The sequence below is a fragment of the Streptomyces sp. S186 genome, from assembly GCF_051603415.1.
Lineage (GTDB): Bacteria > Actinomycetota > Actinomycetes > Streptomycetales > Streptomycetaceae > Streptomyces.
Genome location: NZ_CP193932.1, coordinates 2,246,253 through 2,265,808 on the forward strand (window position 1 = coordinate 2,246,253; position 19,556 = coordinate 2,265,808).

The 19,556-nt window shown below is 72.0% G+C and carries 3 protein-coding genes; all 3 read right to left on the reverse strand.

The window, feature by feature from the left end; all coding sequences use genetic code 11:
- Positions 1-9: 9 nt before the first annotated feature.
- The 3 genes from ACRAS8_RS09410 to ACRAS8_RS09420 are packed head-to-tail and all read right to left on the reverse strand — an operon-like array spanning position 10 to position 19,551.
- Entirely contained in the window at positions 10-9,753 is a 9,744-nt protein-coding gene (locus tag ACRAS8_RS09410) for a type I polyketide synthase (RefSeq protein ID WP_438485489.1), read from the reverse strand.
- A 40-nt stretch (positions 9,754-9,793) separates the two neighbouring features.
- Positions 9,794-19,048: a type I polyketide synthase gene (locus ACRAS8_RS09415; protein WP_438485490.1), complete on the reverse strand. Its 9,255-nt coding sequence runs from the start codon at positions 19,046-19,048 to the stop codon at positions 9,794-9,796.
- Complete coding sequence (locus ACRAS8_RS09420) at positions 19,042-19,551, reverse strand: beta-ketoacyl synthase N-terminal-like domain-containing protein (protein ID WP_438485491.1); 510 nt, start codon at positions 19,549-19,551, stop codon at positions 19,042-19,044. The genes ACRAS8_RS09415 and ACRAS8_RS09420 overlap by 7 nt, the downstream gene beginning before the upstream one ends.
- Positions 19,552-19,556: the final 5 nt, after the last annotated feature.

Genomic DNA, 19,556 nt, shown 5'->3' on the forward strand with positions numbered 1-19,556 from the left:
CGTGTGTTGTCAGTCAAAATCGGGGTCGTTGAGTTCTTCGTCCACGAGGTCGAACATCTCCGCGGCCGTTTTCGCGTCCAGCTCGCGAGCGCCCGACGGCTCGTCGGCGATCTTGGCGCGGAGTTCCCTGGTGAGGGATTCCAGGCGGGCTGCGATGGTGTGCCTCATCTCGTCATCGAGGGTTTCCGACGACAGCGTGCTGCCGAGCTTCTCCAGTTCTTCCATGACCGGCAGTCGGCCGGTTTGCCTGGCGGACATCTCCGTCCGCAGGAACGCGGCCATTGCTGCGGGGGTGGGGTAGTCGAAAATCATGGTGGGCGGCAGTTGCAGCCCGGTGGCGGCGTTGAGCCGGTTGCGCAGTTCGACCGCGGTGAGGGAGTCGAAGCCCACTTCGCGGAAGGCCCGGCCGGCCGGCAGGTCCTGCGGGGAGGCGTGTCCCAGGACGGCGGCCGCGTGGCTGCGGACCACGTCGACGACCGCCCGTTCCCGCTCCGCGGCGGTCAGACCGGCCATGCGCCGGGCCAGTTCTCCGGCCTCGTCGGAGACGGCGGGCTGCGCGGGGGCCGCCTGTTCCTGCCGCACCTCGGGGAGGCCGTCGAGCAGCGGCCAGGCCCGCATGGCGTTGAAGACCGGGGCGAACTTGGCCCAGTCCACGTCGGCGACGGCCAGGAAGGTCTCGTCGTCGGACAGGGCCTGGTCCAGCGCGGTCAGCGCACGCTCCGGGTTGAGGAAGCTCATGCCCTGCCGCAGCAGCCTGGCCGGGGTGATGGTGCCCGGCAGATCGGGCACCACGGCGTTCACCGCATCCCAGTCACGGGTGTCCCAGACACCCCAGGCAACCGACGTGGCGGGCAGTCCGCGGCCGCGGCGGTGCACGGCCAGTGCGTCCAGGAACGCGTTTCCCGCGGCGTATGCGGCGTGCTCGCCGCTGCCCCAGGTCGCCGCGATCGACGAGAACAGGACGAACGCATCCAGCTCCAGATCGGCGGTCAGCTCGTCCAGCCACACCGCGCCGGCCACCTTCGCGCCCAGCGCCAGCGTCAGGTCCTTCATGCCGGTGCCGTCCACGGGTGTCAGCTCCACCGCGTTGGCGGCGTGCAGCACGGCGCGCAGCGGCGGGCCGTCCGCGGCGATCCGGTCCAGCAGCCCGGCGACCTCGGCACGTTCCGCGACATCGCAGGCCACCATGGTGACCCGGGCGCCCGCCTCGGCCAGTGCGGCGGCCAGCGCCGCGGAGGCCGCGGTGGGTCCGGAGCGGCTGGTCATCACCAGGTGCTCGGTGCCGCGTTCGGCCAGCCACCGCAGCAGGTACGGGCCGACCTGCCCGGTGCCGCCGGTGACCAGCGCCGTGCCGCGCGGCTGCCAGGGCCGGCGGTCGGCCGGGGGCTGGGAGGCACGGACCAGGCGCCGGGCGACGATCCCGGCCGGGCGTACCGCGACCTGGTCCTCGGCGCCGTCGGCCAGCACCGCGCACAGGCGGGTGGCGGTGCGCTCGTCCCACACCGGCGGCAGGTCGATCAGTCCGCCCCAGCGCTCCGGGAGTTCGAGGCCGACCACCCGCCCCAGGCCCCAGACCTGCGCCTGAACCGGACTGCTCAGGCCCTCGGCGGCGCCGGTCGCCACCGCGCCCCGCGTGAGGACCCAGAGCGGAGCGGACAGGCCCGCGTCGCCCAGCGCGTGGACGAGGGTCAGGGTGCCGGCGACGCTGCGGTTCACCACCGGCACGTCGGTGAGCGGTGCCTCGTCCAGCGCCAGCAGGGACACCACGCCGGTCGCCCGGGCCTCGCCGGCCATGGCCTCGGCGAGCCGGTCGGCCAGCGCCGCACGGTCCAGCCGCTCGACGCCGGTCGGCTCGATCTCGGCGACGACGACCCGGGCGCCGCGGTCGGCCAGCGCCTGCGCGCAGTTCCGGGCCGGTTCGGTGTCGGCCTGTCCGGCCGGGACGGCCAGCAGCCAGGTGCCGGAGAGCACGGCCGAGGCGGGTTCGGGCATCGGCGTCCAGGAGACGCGGTACCGCCAGTCCGCGACCGTCGAGTCGTCGCGCTCCCGGCGCCGCCAGGACGCCAGTGCGGGCAGCACCTCACCGAGCCGCTGGTCGTCGACGTCCAGGGTGTCCGCGAGCTCCCGGAGGTCGCCCGCTTCGACGGCGGCCCAGAACTGCTCCTCGGCCGCGGTCGCGGCGCCCTTGTCGGCCGGGGCGGCGTCGTCCGCCCCGTCGGGGGCCGGCAACGCCCAGAAGTGCCGGCGCTGGAAGGCGTAGGTGGGGAGTTCGACCTGTCGGCCGTGCTCCAGGACCGCCGTCCAGTCCACCGTGGCGCCCTGGACATGCGCCTCGGCGAACGAGAGCAGCAGACGGGCCGCGCCGCCGTCGTCGCGCCGCAGCGTGCCCGTGATCAGCGGGGCGGACAGGCCGGCGTCCTCAGTGGTGTCGGTGATCGCCGCGGTCAGCACCGGGTGCGGCGACACCTCGACGAAGGTACGGTGCCCGGCCTGCGCGAGCGTGCGCACGGCCCGGTCGAACTCCACGGGGGCGCGCAGGCTGGCGTACCAGTACGTCGCGTCCATCTCGGGGCCGGCCAGCGTCTCGCCGGTCATGGCGGAGACCATCGGGAGGTGGGCTTCGGTGGGGGTGATGCCCTGGAGGGCCTTGAGGATCTCCTGCTCCAGGGCGTCGACCTGCGCGCTGTGGGAGGCGTAGTCGACCGGGATCAGCCGGGCGCGGACGCCGTCCTGTTCGCAGACGGCGGCCAGTTCCTCCAGGGCCTCCGGCTCACCGGAGACCACGGTGGCCGCCGGGCCGTTGACCGCCGCGACGGAGACCCGCTCACCCCATGGGGCAAGCCGTTCCCGTACCCGGTCGGCGGGTTCGGCCACCGAGAGCATGCCGCCACGGCCCGCCAGCGGCTTCAACGCCTTGGAGCGCAGGGCCACCACCCGGGCCGCGTCGTCCAGGGACAGGATCCCGGCGACGCAGGCGGCGGCGATCTCGCCCTGCGAGTGACCGATCACGGCATCCGGCGTGACACCGGCGGCCTGCCAGACGGCGGCCAGGGAAACCATCACCGCCCACAGCGCAGGCTGCACCACATCCGCCGTCTCCAGCGCGGGCGCACCGTCGGCACCGGCCAGGACGTCGTCGAGCGCCCAGTCCACATACGGGGCCAGTGCGCGCTCGCACTCGGCCAGCCGGGACGCGAACACCGGGCTGCTCTCGCGCAGTTCACGGCCCATGCCCAGCCACTGACTGCCCTGCCCCGGGAAGACGAACGCCACCCGGCCCGCGCCGCCGGCCGCGGCGGTGCCCGTCACCACGCCGGCGGCGGGCTGGCCGGTGGCGACTGCCGCCAGTCCGGCCGCGAGCGCCTCCCGACCCTCGCCGGTCACCACGGCCCGCTGCTCGAACGTCGCCCGCATCGTCGCCAACGACCAGGCCACATCGGCAGGTTGGAGGGACGGGCGGGCGAGCGTGTACTCCCGCAGACGGCCCGCCTGCGCCGCCAGGCTTTCCGCCGACCGGCCCGACACCAGCCACGCCGACACGTCGGCGCCCGCCAGCACCGGTTCCGGACGCTGACGCTCCGCGGCGGGCGCCCCCTCGTCCACGCCGGTGGGAGCCTCTTCCTTCACGTCGGCGGGAGGCTCTTCGACGATCACATGCACATTGGTTCCGCTGACGCCGAACGCCGACACCCCGGCGCGCCGCGGCTGCTCACCCTCGGGCCACGGCCGCGCCTCGGTCAGCAGCCGCACCTGGCCCACCGACCAGTCCACATGCGGCGACGGCTCCTCCGCGTACAGCGTCCTGGGCAGCTCGCCGTGCTGCAGGGCCAGCACCATCTTGATCACACCGACGATGCCGGAGGCCGCCTGGGCGTGACCGATGTTCGACTTGAGCGACCCCAGCCACAGCGGCCGGTCCTCGGCACGCCCCTGCCCGTACGTCGCCAGCAGTGCCTGTGCCTCGATCGGGTCACCGAGGGTCGTACCGGTGCCGTGTGCCTCCACCGCGTCGACATCGTGCGTCGACAGCTGGGCATTGGCCAGCGCGGCGCGGATCACCCGCTGCTGCGAGGGGCCGTTCGGCGCGGTCAGGCCGTTGCTGGCGCCGTCCTGGTTCATGGCGCTGCCGGGGATCACGGCGAGTACCTGGTGCCCGTTGCGGCGCGCCTCCGACAGCCGCTCCAGTACCAGGACGCCCGCGCCCTCGGCCCAGCCGATACCGTCCGCGTCGGCCGAGAACGGCTTGCAGCGGCCGTTGGCGGCCATCCCCTGCTGCTGGGAGAACTCGGCATACGCGCCTGGGGTCACCATGACGGCGACGCCGCCGGCCAGGGCCATCGTGCTCTCCCCGGACCGCAGTGACTGGCATGCCTGGTGCAGTGCCACCATCGAGGACGAGCAGGCGGTGTCCATGGTCACCGCCGGGCCCTCCAGGCCCATCGTGTAGGAGACCCGGCCGGAGATCACAGCGGTCACGCCACCGGTCAGCAGATATCCCTCCGACCCGGTGTCCCCTCCGGTCAGGCCCGATCCGTAGCCGGAGAAGTTCGCGCCGACGAACACACCCGTCTGGGAGCCGCGCAGCGCCGTCGGGTTGATCCCGGCCCGTTCCACGGCCTCCCAGGCGACCTCCAGCAGTATCCGCTGTTGCGGGTCCATCGCCAGCGCCTCGCGCGGGCTGATGCCGAAGAACCCGGCGTCGAACTCGCCCGCGTCGTGGACGAAACCGCCCACCCGGGCGTAGTTGCCGGTGTCGCCGGCCGCTTCCCAACCACGGTCCTGCGGGAATTCGGAGAGCGCGTCGGTGCCGGCCGCGACCAGGTCCCAGAGCTGTTCCGGGGTGGCCACTCCGCCGGGGAGGCGGCAGCCCATGCCCACGATCGCGATGGGTTCGCCGGGTGCCGCCGCCGTCATGACGGGTGTGGCGGCGCCGGACTCGGCACGGGCGCCGAGCAGTTCGCCCCGGAGGTAGTCGGCGAGCACCGCCGACGCCGGGTAGTCGAACACGACCGTGGCAGGCAGTTGCAGCTGCGTCGCGGTATTGAGGCGGTTGCGGAATTCGACCGCGGTCACCGAGTCGAAGCCGAGTTCCTTGAAGGCCCGGCCCGGTTCGACGGCGTCGGTGGTGGGGTATCCGAGGACGGCGGCGGCTTCGGCCCGGACCAGGTCCGTCAGCACCCGGTCCTGCTCGGCCCGCGGCATACCTGCGAGCCGCTGCCCCAACTCACCCCGCGCCTGGCCACTCCCGCCTTCCGGTGCCGCATCGGCCGCCAGGACACGCCGCACCTCCGGCAGCGAACCGATCAGCCTGCTGTCCCGACGCAGAGTAAAGGTAGGGACGAAACGTTCCCAGTCCACGTCCACCACGGTGATCGCGGTGTCGCCACCATCGACTGCCTGCGCCAACGCACGGGTGCCGAGGGCGGGTTCCATCACCCGCAGGCCCAGACGACGCAACGCCTCACCCGTCGAACCACCACCCATACCGCCGCCACCCCACAACCCCCAGGCCACCGACGTCGCCGCCAAACCCCGGGCCCGACGGCTCTCCGCCAACGCATCCAGGTAAGCGTTGGCCGCCGCATAGCCCGGCTGTGCACTGCTGCCCCACGTCGCCGCGATGGAGGAGAACAACACGAACGCGTCCAACTCCAGGCCGGCCGTCAGCTCGTCCAGCCACCGCGCGCCGGCCGTCTTGACCGCGCACACCCGCGCCACATCGACCACGGATGCGTCCGCCAACGCCAGAGCCTCACCCACACCGGCACTGTGGACCACGCCACACAACGCCGGTCCCCGGGAGGCGATCCGTTCCACCACCCCGGCGACCTGCGACCGCTCCGCCATGTCACAGGCCACCACGTCCACCCGGGAACCCAACGCCGCCAACTCCGCGGCCAGCCCGGCCACACCCGAGCCCGCCGGACCCGAACGACTGGTCAGCACCAAACGAGGCGCACCCCGGCCTGCCAGCCACCGCGCCGTATGACCACCGATCCCACCCGTACCACCAGTGATCAACACCGAGCCCTGCGGGCGCCACGGCGTACGGCTCTCCGACGGCAGCGGGGCACGCATCAGGCGACGGGCCAGCACACCAGCCGGGCGCAGCGCCACCTGGTCCTCGCCGCCGGCGCCGGTCAGCAGCGCGCACAGGCGGGTGGCGGTACGGTCGTCCCACGTCAGCGGCAGGTCGACCAACCCACCCCAACGGTCCGGGTGTTCCAGACCTACGGTACGGCCCAGGCCCCAGACCTGCGCCTGGCGAAGACTGGCCGGTGCCTCTTCCGGACCCGTCGCCACCGCGCCCTGGGTCAGCACCCACAGCGGGGCGTCGATACCGCGGTCGCCCAGTGCCTGAACCAGGCCCAGCGTCCCCGCCAGACCATGGTCCACCACCGGGAACTCCGCCAACGGCCCCTCGTCCAACGCCAACAGCGACACCACACCACTCGCCCGAACCCCGCCCTCGCCGGACGCGGCTTCGGCAAGCCGGCCGGCCAACGCCACACGGTCCACCTCACCCGGGCCCGTCTCGACCAGCACCACCTCGGCACCACGCTCACCCAGCGCCCGCACACAACCCCGCACCACCGCGTCATCCGCACGGCCGGACGGAGCCACCACCAGCCACGTCCCCGACAACACCGCCGAAGCAGGCTCGGCAACCGGCACCCACGTAATCCCATAACGCCAGTCCGCCACCGCCGCATCATCCTGCTGCCGACGCCGCCACGACGCCAACGCCGGGAGCAGCTCGTTCAGGGGCTGGTGCTCGTCAACGGCCAGCGCATCCGTGATCTCCCGCAGATTGCCGTCCTCGACCGCGGCCCAGAACCGGGCCTCGGCGCCGGTCTCGGCACCACCGGCGTCCCGCGCGACGGCCGGGTCGGCGGCCTCGGTGGCCTGCGGCCAGTAGCGCTGGTGCTGGAAGGCGTAGGTGGGCAGCTCGACCTGGCGGCCGTGTTCCAGGACCGTCGTCCAGTCCACGGTGGCGCCCTGGACGTGCGCCTCGGCCAGCGACGTCAACAGGCGGCCCGCGCCGCCGTCGTCACGACGCAGCGTGCCGAACACGGTGGACGCGGGCACGGTGGACGCGGCGGTCTCGCCGCCCTCCGCCGCCCGGAAGACGTCCTCGGTCGTGTCGGTGATCGCCCCGGTCAGCACCGGGTGCGGCGACACCTCGATGAAGGTGCGGTGCCCGGTCTCCACAAGAGTGCGGATGGCTCGGTCGAACTCCACCGACTCCCGGAGACTGGCGTACCAGTACGCCGGGTCCATCTCGGGGCCGGCCAGCATCTCCCCGGTCATCGCCGAGATCATCGGGAGCTGTACCGGACCCGGTGTGATGCCCTGGAGCAGGGTCAGGATCTCCTCGTGGAGGGTTTCGACCTGGGCGCTGTGGGAGGCGTAGTCGACCGGGATCAGGCGGGCGCGGACACCGTCCTGCTCACAGGCGGCGGCCAGTTCCTCCAGCGCCTCCGGCTCACCGGAAACCACGGTGGCCGCCGGCCCGTTGACCGCCGCGACGGAGACCCGCTCACCCCAGGCAGCAATCCGGTCCCGCACGCGAACAGCCGGCTCGGCCACCGACAACATCCCACCACGACCCGCCAAAGCGGTCAGCGCCCGGGAACGCAACGCCACCACACGAGCACCGTCGTCCAAGGAGAGCGCCCCGGCCACACAGGCCGCGGCTATCTCACCCTGAGAATGGCCGACCACCGCATCCGCAGTGACGCCGGCGGCCTGCCAGACAGCGGCCAACGACACCATCACCGCCCACAACGCAGGCTGCACCACATCCGCCGTCACCAGCTCCGGCGCACCCTCCGCACCCGCCAGAACATCATCCAACGACCAGTCCACATACGGGGCCAAAGCCCGCCCACACTCAGCCAACCGGGACGCGAACACCGGTGACACAGCACACAGTTCACGACCCATCCCCAGCCACTGACTGCCCTGACCAGGGAAGACGAACACCACCCGGCCGCGTCCGGCGCCGTCGGCCGGAAGGGCGCCGGTGACCACGCCGGGAGCGGGTCGGCCGGTCGCCAACGCGGCGAGTGCTGTGGCGAGTTCCTCGCGGTTGGTGCCCTGCAGCACCGCGCGGTGTTCGAACGTCGAGCGGGTTGTGGCCAAGGACCAGGCCACATCGGCCGGTTCGAGCTCGGGACGGGCGAGGGCGAACTCGCGCAGCCGGCCCGCCTGTGCCGCCAGGCCGTCCGCGGTGCGTCCGGAGACCAGCCATGCCGACAGCCCGGTGTCGGACAACACGGGCAACGGCGCCGGCACCGCAGCCTGCGCCGGCTCCGCCGACTCCGCGGAGCCGTCCGTCCCGGCACCGTCATCTGCCTGAACACCAGGCGCCGGCGCCTCTTCAAGAATCACATGGGCGTTGGTGCCGCTGATACCGAACGCCGACACACCCGCCCGCCGCGGGTGCTCACCCGCCGCCCACGGCCGCGCCTCGTTGAGCAACCGCACCTCACCCGCCGACCAGTCCACATGCGGCGACGGCTCACCGACATGCAAGGTCCGCGGCAGCTCGCCATGCCGGAGCGCCAGCACCATCTTCATGACGCCGGCGATACCGGCGGCCTGTTGCGGATGACCGATGTTGGACTTCACCGAGCCCAACCACAGCGGCCGCTCCTCCGGCCGCCCCTGGCCGTAGGTCGCCAGCAGTGCCTGCGCCTCGATGGGGTCACCCAGTTCCGTACCGGTGCCGTGCGCCTCCACCGCGTCCACATCACTCGCGGACAGCCGGGCGTTGGCCAACGCGGCACGGATCACCCGCTGTTGGGACGGGCCGTTCGGGGCGGTCAGGCCATTGCTGGCGCCGTCCTGGTTGACGGCGCTGCCACGGATCACGGCGAGCACCTGGTGGCCGTTGCGCCGCGCGTCCGAGAGCCGCTCCACCACGAGCACACCGGCGCCCTCGGCAATGCCCATACCGTCGGCGTCGGCCGAGAACGCCTTGCAGCGCCCGTCCGCGGCCAGCACCCGCTGCCGTGAGAAGCCGATGAACTCGCCGGGGTCCGCCATCACCATGACACCACCGGCCAGGGCCATGGTGCACTCCCCCGCCCGCAGTGCCTGGCAGGCCAGGTGCAGCGCCACCAGCGACGACGAACACGCGGTGTCCAGCGTGACGGCCGGGCCCTCCAGGCCGAGCGTGTACGAGACCCGGCCGGAGATCACACTGGACACATTGCCGGTGATCAGATGCGGTTCCGAGCCCAGCAGCCCGGCGCTGCTCTGCAGATACCCCGACGAGGCGGCCCCCGCGAACACGCCGGTCAGGGAGCCGCGCAGGGTTTCCGGGTCGATGCCGGCGCGCTCCACCGCCTCCCAGGAGACCTCCAGCAGCAGCCGCTGCTGGGGGTCCATCGCCAGCGCCTCACGCGGGCTGATCCCGAAGAACCGCGGATCGAACTCCGCCGCACCGTGCAGAAAGCCACCCTCTTGGACGTACGACGTGCCGGGATTGTCGGGATCCGGGTCGAACAGCTCCGTCATGTCCCAGCCGCGGTCCTGCGGAAAGCCCGAAATGGCGTCCCCACCGCCGGCCAGCAGCTCCCACAGACGCTCCGGGCTGTCCACTCCGCCCGGATACCGGCACCCCATGCCGACAATCGCGATCGGTTCCCGGTTCCGCTCCTTCTCGTCCCGCAGAACCTGCCGGGTCCGGCGCAGCTTGGCGGTTATCTGCTTGAGGTAATCGCGAAGCTTTTCCTCGTTCTCCATCTACCGTCACACCCTCTGGCCATGCCGTGCACGTCTGTTGTCAGTCAAAATCGGGAGTGTTCAACTCGTCTTCGATGAGGTTGAACATCTCGTCGTCGTCCTCTGCCGCGGCTAGCTCGCGGTCGAAGGACTCATCCTGCGCAGGGGTGTTACGGAACTCCTGCGTGAGCACTTCCAGCCGGGCAGCGATCCTGCGTCGCATTGCGTCGTCGTGGCGTTCCGACGACAGGATGGTGCCCAGCCTTTCGATTTCTTCCATGACCGGAAGACGGTCTCGGGAGTGGTCTCGGAAATGGTCTTGGGGATGGTCTGTTTGCTGGTCGGAGATTCCCGCCATGAGGAATTCGGCCATTGCGGCGGGGGTCGGATAGTCGAAGACGACGGTGGCGGGCAGTTGGAGTCCGGTCGCGGAATTGAGCCGGTTGCGGAGTTCCACCGCGGTCAGCGAGTCGAAGCCCATCTCCCGGAACGCCCGGCCTGCCGGAACCGCCCCATGCAGGGTGTGTCCGAGCACGGCGGCGGCATGCGTGCAGACGAGATCGGTGACGGCCCGGGCCCGTTCGCCGGGCGTCATACCGGCCAGCCGTGCGGCCAACCCTTCCGACGGCTCGGGGGCCGGCGTGCCCGCCGGCACGGCGGTCTGCTGCGGTCGGCCCTCCGGAATCTGGTCCAGCAGGGGCCAGGACCGCATGGCGTTGAACACCGGGGCGAACTTGGCCCAGTCCACGTCGGCGACGGCCAGGAACGTCTCGTCGTCGAGCAGCACCTGCTCCAGCGCGGTCAATGCCCGTCCCGGCTCCAGGAAGTGCATCCCCTGCCGCAGCAGCCGCGCCGGAGTCACGCTCCCCGGCCGGTGCTCCACCAGGGCGTTCACCGCGTCCCAGTCACGGGTGTCCCAGACACCCCAGGCAACCGACGTGGCAGGCAGTCCGCGGCCGCGGCGGTGCACAGCCAGCGCATCCAGGAACGCGTTCCCCGCCGCATAGGCAGCGTGCTCGCCACTGCCCCACGTCGCCGCGATCGACGAGAACAGGACGAACGCGTCCAGCTCCAGATCGGCGGTCAGCTCGTCCAGCCACACCGCGCCGGCTGCCTTGGCCCCGAGCGCCACGGTCAGGTCGTCGAGGTCCGTGCCGTCGAGGGAGACCTGGCGGCCGGCGTTGGCGGCGTGCAGCACGGCGCGCAGCGGCGGGCCGTCCGCGGCGATCCGGTCCAGCATCCCGGCGACCTCGGCACGTTGCGCCAGGTCGCAGGCCACCATGCTGACCGCGGTTCCGGCCTCGGCCAACGCGGCCAGTGTCGCCGCTGACGCCGCGCCCGGACCGGAGCGGCTGGTCAGCACCACGCGTTCGGCGCCCCGCTCGGCCAGCCACCGCGCGAGGTACGGGCCGACCTGGCCGGTGCCGCCGGTGACCAGCACCGTGCCGCGCGGCACCCACCGTTCGTCCTGGCCGCGGCGAGGAACCGCCCGTACCAGCCGTCGCGCCATGACGCCGGCGCCACGCAGCGCGACCTGGTCCTCGCGGCCGTCGGTCAGCAGCGCGCCGAAACGGGTTGCGGTGCGCTCGTCCCACACCGGTGGCAGATCGATCAACCCGCCCCAGCGCTCCGGGTGTTCCAGCCCCACAACCCGGCCCAGACCCCAGACCTCTGCCTGGACCGGGCTGCTCAGCCCCTCGGCCGCACCGGTCGCCACCGCACCCCGCGTAACCACCCACAGCGGAGCGGAGACGTCCGCGTCGCCCAGTGCCTGGACGAGCACCAGCGTGCCGGCCACACCGTTGGTCACCGTCGAGGCGCCCGCCACCGGAGCCTCGTCCAGAGCCAGCAGCGACACCACACCGGCCGCACGGTCGCCGGCGGGCGCCGTGTCCATGGCCCGGGTGATCCGGTCGGCCAGCGTTCGCCGGTCCCACGCGTCCGCGCCCTGGGCCTCAACGTCCACCGTGACGACCTGGGCACCGCCGTCGGCCAGCGCCTGCGCACAGCCCTTCGCCAACTCCCCGTCCCTGTGCCCGGCCGGGACAACGAGCAGCCAGGTGCCGGACAGCGCCGCCGCTCCCAGCTTCGTCACCGGCGTCCAGGAGACCCGATAGCGCCAGTCGGCGACGGCCGCATCGTCCTGCCGACGGCGGCGCCACGACGCCAGGGCCGGCAGCAGCTCGCTCAGCGGCTGCCGCTCGTCGACGGCCAGCGTCTCGGTGATCTCCCGCAGATTGCCGTCCTCGACCGCGTTCCAGAACTCCGCCTCGCCCGCGCTGTCCGCCGCACCGTGGGAAACGGCGGACGCATCGGGCGCACCAGACGCACCGAACGCCTTCGACGCCTCGGGCCAGTAGCGCTGGCGTTGGAAGGCGTAGGTGGGCAGGTCGATCCGGTGGTGGTTCCGGCCGGGCTGCGACTCCAGGATGGTCGTCCAGTCCACGGGGGCGCCATGAACGTGCGCCTCGGCCAGGGAAGCCAGCAGACGCTCCGCGCCACCGTCATCGCGCCGGAGAGTGCCTGTGATCAGCGAGGCGGACACAGACACACCAGCGTCCTCAAGCGTGTCGGTGATCGCGGCCGTCAGGACAGGGTGGGGGGAAGCCTCGATGAAGCAACGGTGACCGGTGTCGGCCAGCGCGCGGATCGCCCGGTCGAACTCGACCGTGGCGCGCAGACTGGCGTACCAGTACGCCGCATCCATCTCCGGGCCGGCCAGCATCTCGCCGCTCATCGACGAGATCATCGGGATACGGGCCTCGGACGGCGTGACGCCCTCCAGCGCAGCCAGGATCTCCTGCTCCAGGGCATCGACCTGGGCACTGTGCGAGGCGTAATCCACCGGGATGAGGCGGGCACGGACGCCGTCGACCTCACAGGCAGCCGCCATCTCCTCCAGAGCCTGCGGCTCGCCGGAAACGACGGTCGCCGCCGGGCCGTTGACCGCCGCGATCGAGATCCGCTCACCCCAGGGAGCGAGTCGGCCCCGCACCCGGTCGGCGGGCTCGGCCACCGACAGCATCCCGCCACGACCCGCCAGCGCCTTCAACGCCTTGGAACGCAGCGCCACCACACGAGCGGCGTCGTCCAGCGACAGCACCCCGGCCACACAGGCAGCGGCAATCTCACCCTGCGAGTGACCGACCACGGCGTCGGGGGTGACACCGGCGGCCTGCCAGACAGCGGCCAGCGACACCATCACCGCCCACAGCGCAGGCTGCACCACATCCGCCGTCTCCAACGCAGGCGCACCCTCCGCCCCGTCCAACACCTCATCCAACGACCAGTCCACATACGGAGCCAGGGCACGCCCGCACTCCTCCAACCTGGCCGCGAACACCGGTGAGGAAGCGCGCAGTTCACGCCCCATCCCCAGCCACTGACTGCCCTGACCAGGGAAGACGAACGCCACTCGGCCCACACCGCCAGGCGCGGCGACGCCCGTCACCACACCCGCAGCCGGCTGACCGGTGGCCACCGCCGCCAGCCCGGCAGCCAGACCCTCACGGTCCGCACCCGTCACCACGGCACGCTGCTCGAACGTCGCCCGCGTCGTCGCCAACGACCACGCCACATCGGCCGGTTCAAGCTCCGGACGGGACAATGCGAACTCCCGCAGCCGGCCCGCCTGCGCCGCCAGGCCCTCAGCGCTCCGACCCGACACCAGCCACGCCGAGGCACCGGCACCCGAAAGAACAGGCAGCTGCCTCTCAGGGACCGCCGCCTCCTCAACCGCAGGCGCCTCCTCGACGATCAGATGCACATTGGTGCCGCTCACGCCGAACGCCGACACACCCGCCCGCCGCGGGCGCTCGCCTGCCTGCCACGGCCGGGCCTCGGTCAGCAACCGCACCTCACCCGCCGACCAGTCCACATGCGGCGACGGCTCATCCGCGTAGAGAGTCTTCGGCAGAAGGCCGTGTTGGAGCGCGAGCACCATCTTGATGACGCCGGCGACGCCCGCGGCCGTCTGCGGATGGCCGATGTTGGACTTCACCGAGCCCAACCACAGCGGCCGCTCCTCCGGCCGGTCCTGGCCGTACGTCGCCAGCAGTGCCTGAGCCTCGATCGGGTCACCCAGCGTCGTGCCGGTCCCGTGCGCCTCGACCACGTCCACGTCGCTCGTCGAGAGCTGTGCGTTGGCCAGTGCGGCCTGGATGACGCGCTGTTGGGACGGGCCGTTGGGCGCCGTCAGACCGTTGGAGGCACCGTCCTGGTTCATGGCGCTGCCAGGGATGACCGCGAGTACCTGGTGGCCGTTGCGCCGCGCGTCCGACATGCGCTCCAGGACGACCATGCCGGCACCCTCACCCCAGCCGATGCCGTCCGCGTCGGCCGAGAACGGCTTGCAGCGACCGTTGGCGGCCATCCCCTGCTGCCGCGAGAACTCCACGTAGCCGCCCGGCGTCGCCATCACAGCGACGCCGCCGGCCAGGGCCATGGTGCACTCTCCGGCGCGCAGCGACTGGCATGCCTGGTGGAGGGCGACCAGCGAGGACGAGCAGGCGGTGTCCACCGTCACGGCCGGGCCTTCCAGGCCGAGCGAGTACGCGACCCGGCCGGAGATCACCGCGGTGAGACTGCCGGTCAGCAGATAACCCTCCGCCCCGGTCGAACCGCCGGTCAGGCCCATCGCATACCCCGAGTACGTCGCACCGGCGAAGACTCCGGTCTGCGAGCCGCGCACCGACGAGGGATCGATGCCGGCACGCTCCAGGGCCTCCCAGGACACCTCCAGCAGCATCCGCTGCTGCGGATCCATCGCCAGCGCTTCCCGCGGGCTGATCCCGAAGAAGTCCGCGTCGAACTCGCCCGCGTCGTAGATGAATCCGCCCACCTGAGCGTACGAGGTGCCCTCGTCGGCCATGGAGTCCCAGCCGCGGTCGCGGGGGAATTCGGACACCGCGTCCGTGCCCGCGGCCAGCAGGTCCCAGAGCTGTTCGGGGCTTTCCACGCCGCCGGGGAACCGGCAGCCCATGCCCACGACCGCGATGGGCTCGCCGTACGCGGCCGCCGTCACCACCGGTGTGGCGGTTTCGGCCTCGGCGCCGAGCAGTTGGGAACGCAGATAGTCGGCGAGCACTGCGGCGCTGGGGTAGTCGAAGACCAGGGTGGAGGGGAGTTGCAGTCCGGTGGCTGCGTTGAGCCGGTTGCGCAGCTCGACTGCGGTCAACGAGTCGAAGCCCAGCTCCCGGAAGGCGCGTTCGGGTTCAACGAGGTCTGCGGAGGCGTGGCCCAGTACGGCGGCGGCCTCGGCGCGGACCAGGCCGGTGAGCACTCGGTCCTGCTCCGGACGGGACAGGCCGGCGAGGCGCCGTCCCAGCTCGCTCAGCGGCTCCGAGTCGTCCGCCGGCGCGGTGTCGGTGGCGCGGAGCTGTTGTACCTCGGGAAGGGAGGCGATCAGGGGGCTCGGGCGGCGGAGGGTGAAGGTGGGGGCGAAGCGCTCCCAGTCCACATCCGCCACCGTGATCGTGGCATCGCCGCCGTCCACTGCCTGGGCCAGCGCCCGGATGCCGAGCTCCGGTTCGATCTCCCGCATGCCCAGTCGGCGCAGCCCTTCCCCGGCCTGGCCGCCGACCATTCCGCCGCCGCCCCACAGACCCCAGGCAACCGAGGTCGCGGCCAGTCCACGGGCGCGCCGGTTCTCCGCCAGTGCGTCGAGGTAGGCGTTGCCGGCCGCATAGCCCGACAGCAGACCGCTGCCCCAGGTCGCGGCGCCGGAGGAGAACAGGACGAACGCCTCCAGCTCCAGGCCCCTGGCCGTGGTCAGTTCGTCCAGCCAGCGCGCGCCGGCCGTCTTGGCCTCCATCGCCGCGGACAGCTCGGCGACCGTGGTGGCGGTGACGGGACCGCCGTGTCCGATGCCGGCCGCGTGCACCACACCGGTCAGCGGCGCGCCACCCCCTGTGATGCGCTGCAACAGAGCGTCCACGTGGGCGAGTTGGGCGATATCGCAGGCCGTCACGTCCACCTGGGTCCCGGCCGCCGCGAGCTCGGCGGCCAGCGTCGCGACGCCCGCCGCGGCCGGGCCGGAGCGGCTGGTCAGTACGACGCGTTCGGCGCCACGCCCGGCCAGCCACCGGCCGACCTGCCCGCCGATCGCACCCGTACCGCCGGTGATCAGCACGGTGCCGCGCGGGTTCCACGGTGCAGGGCTCTCGGCGGGCAGCGAGGCATGGACCAGCCGACGCGCCTGGACCCCGCTCGGGCGCAGGGCGAGCTGGTCTTCGTCAGCACCGCCGGCCAGCAGCGCGCACAGGCGGGTGGCGGTACGGTCGTCCCACGTCGGCGGCAGGTCGATCAACCCGCCCCAACGGTCCGGAAGTTCGAGTCCGACGACCCGCCCCAGTCCCCATGTCTGCGCCTGCACGGGGCTGGTGAGCACCTCGGCCTCGCTGGTCGCCACCGCTCCCTGAGTGAGTGCCCAGAGCGGGGCGACTACGTCGAGGCCGTCCAGTGCCTGGACGAGTGCGAGCGTCGCGGCCAGGCCCTGGTTCACCGCCGGGGCGTCCGCGAGCGGCGTCTCGTCCAGCGCCAGCAGGGACACCACTCCGGTGAGCCGGACGCCAGCGGGGAGAGCCGCGGTGATCCGGTCGGCCAGCGCCGTTCCGAAACCGGCGTGGGACGCCTCTCCGGCGGCCACCTCGATGAGGACGACCTCGGCGCCCCGGTCGCTCATGGCCGCTATGCAACCCCGCGCCGGCTCGGAGTCGGTCTGTCCGGCGGGGACGGCGAGCAGCCAGGTGCCGGACAGCACCGCCGCCGCGGGCTCGCTCACCGGCACCCACGTAATCCCGTAGCGCCAGTCCGCCACCGCGGACTCGTCGTGCCGGCGGCGGCGCCATGACGCCAGGGCCGGCAGCAGCTCGGCCAGTCGCTCGTCGTCAACGGCAAGCGTGTCCGCCAACTCCCGCAGCTTGCCGTCCTCGACCGCCGCCCAGAACTCGGCCTCGGCCGCGTCCGGCGCGCCCGTCCCCTCCGCGGTGCTCGTGCCCGGCGGCACGGGCTGCGGCCAGTAGCGCTCGTGCTGGAAGGCGTAGGTGGGCAGGTCGACCCACTGCGCGCGTGGCAGCACCGCCGTCCAGTCCACGGCGATGCCATGGACATGGGCCTCTGAGAGGGAGGAAAGGAGGCGGGCGGAGCCGCCGTCGTCCCGGCGGAGGGTGCCGGTGATGAGCGAGGCCGTCGCATCGGCGTCCTCGATGGTGTCGGTGATCGCGGCCGTCAGGACCGGGTGCGGGGAGACCTCGATGAACGCACGGTGTCCGGCCTCGGCCAAGGTGCGTACGGCCCGATCGAACTCGACTGTGGCGCGCAGACTGGCGTACCAGTACTCCGGGCCCATCTCCGGGCCGGCCAGCGTCTCGCCGCTCATCGACGAGATCATCGGGATACGGGCCTCGGACGGCGCGATGCCCTCCAGCGCGGCCAGGATCTCCTGCTTCAGGGCGTCGACCTGGGCACTGTGCGAGGCGTAGTCCACCGGAATGAGGCGGGCGCGGACGCCGTCGGCCTCACAGGCAGCCGCCAGCTCCTCCAGAGCCTGCGGTTCACCGGAAACGACGGTCGCCGACGGGCCATTGACCGCCGCTATCGATACGCGGTCACTCCAGGCGGCGAGCCGTTCCCGTACCCGGCCGGCGGGTTCGGCCACGGACAGCATGCCACCGTGGCCGGCCAGCGGCTTCAACGCCTTGGAACGCAGGGCCACGACCCGGGCCGCATCCTCCAGGGACAGAATCCCGGCCACACAGGCAGCGGCAATCTCACCCTGCGAATGGCCGATCACGGCGTCAGGGGTGACACCGGCGGCCTGCCAGACGGCGGCCAGGGAAACCATCACCGCCCACAGCGCAGGCTGCACCACATCCGCCGTCTCCAGCGCGGGCGCACCGTCGGCACCGGCCAGGACATCGTCCAGGTTCCAGTCCACATAGGGGGCCAGAGCCTGCCCGCATTCGGCGAGGCGGGCCGCGAAGACGGGCGAGCGGTGCGCCAACTCCCGTCCCATTCCCGCCCATTGGCTGCCCTGGCCCGGGAAGACGAAGACGCTGCGGCCCAGGCCGCCGGGGCGGACCGCGCCGGAGACCACACCGGCGGACGGCTGGCCGGTGGCCACCGCCGCCAGCCCGGCGGCCAGACCCTCACGGTCGGCGCCGGTCACCACGGCACGGTGCTCGAACGTCGCCCGCGTCGTCGCCAACGACCACGCCACATCAGCCGGTTCAAGCTCCGGACGGGACAGTGCGAACTCCCGCAGCCGGCCCGCCTGCGCCGCCAGGCCCTCAGCGCTCCGCCCCGACACCAGCCAGGCCGACACACCGGCGTCGGACAGTACCGGCAGTACCGGACTGATCCGCTCCTCGGCAGTCCCGGCAGTCCCGGCGGCCTGGGCGGCGGTGCCCTCGGCTCCTCCATCCGTATCCGTGGCGGCTGCGTCCTCGTCGGCAGATGGTGCTTCCTCGACGATGACATGCGCATTGGTGCCGCTCATGCCGAACGCGGAGACACCCGCCCGACGCGGACGCTCACCCGCCGGCCACGCCACCGCCTCATCCAACAACCGCACCTCACCCGCAGACCAATCCACATGCGGCGACGGCACCCCCGCATGCAACGTCCGCGGAATCACCCCATGCCGCAACGCCAAAACCATCTTCATCACACCGGTCACACCAGCCGCCTGCTGCGTATGCCCGATATTCGACTTCACCGACCCCAACCACAACGGACGACCCGGCTCACGATCCTGCCCATAGGTGGCCAGCAGCGCCTGCGCCTCAATCGGATCACCCAGCCTGGTACCCGTACCGTGGGCCTCCACCACATCCACATCCGCCGCCGACAACCGCGCGTTGGCCAGTGCCGCCCGAATCACCCGCTGCTGCGACGGACCATTCGGCGCCGTCAGGCCGTTACTCGCACCATCCTGATTCACCGCACTACCCCGCACCACCGCCAACACCCGATGACCACGACGCCGCGCCTCCGACAACCGCTCCACCACCAACACACCCACACCCTCAGCCCACCCCGTACCATCCGCATCCGCCGAAAACGCCTTACACCGCCCATCCGCCGCCAACCCATCCTGCCGAGAAAACTCCGCAAACGTCCCCGGCGTCGCCATCACCGTCACCCCCCCACCCACCAACGCCAACGAACACTCCCCCGCCCGCAACGCCCCACACGCCAAATGCAACGCCACCAACGACGACGAACACGCCGTATCCACCGTCACCGCCGGACCCTCCAAACCCAACGCATACGCCACCCGCCCCGAAATCACACTCCCCGCATTACCCGTCAACACATAACCCTCAGAACCCCCCCCCCCCCACCAACCAACCCCACCCCATACCCCGACGACGACGCCCCCACAAACACACCCGCCCGCGAACCCCGCAACCCACCCGGATCCACCCCAGCCCGCTCCAACGCCTCCCACGAAACCTCCAACAACAACCGCTGCTGAGGATCCATCGCCAACGCCTCACGCGGACTAATCCCAAAAAACCCCGCATCAAACTCCGCCGCCCCCACCACAAACCCACCCCGACGCGCATAACCCCCACCACCCACACCCACACCCCAACCCCGATCCTCCGGAAACCCCGACACCGCATCCACCCCACCCACCACCACATCCCACAAACCCTCCGGACTCCCCACCCCACCCGGCAACCGACAACCCATCCCCACCACCGCCAACGGCTCATGGCTGCGTTCTTCCAGCTCACGCACGCGTTGCCGAGCCTCGGCCAGATTGGTTGTCGTCCACTTCAGATAGTCGCGCAGCGTATCTTCGGTCGCCACCGGAA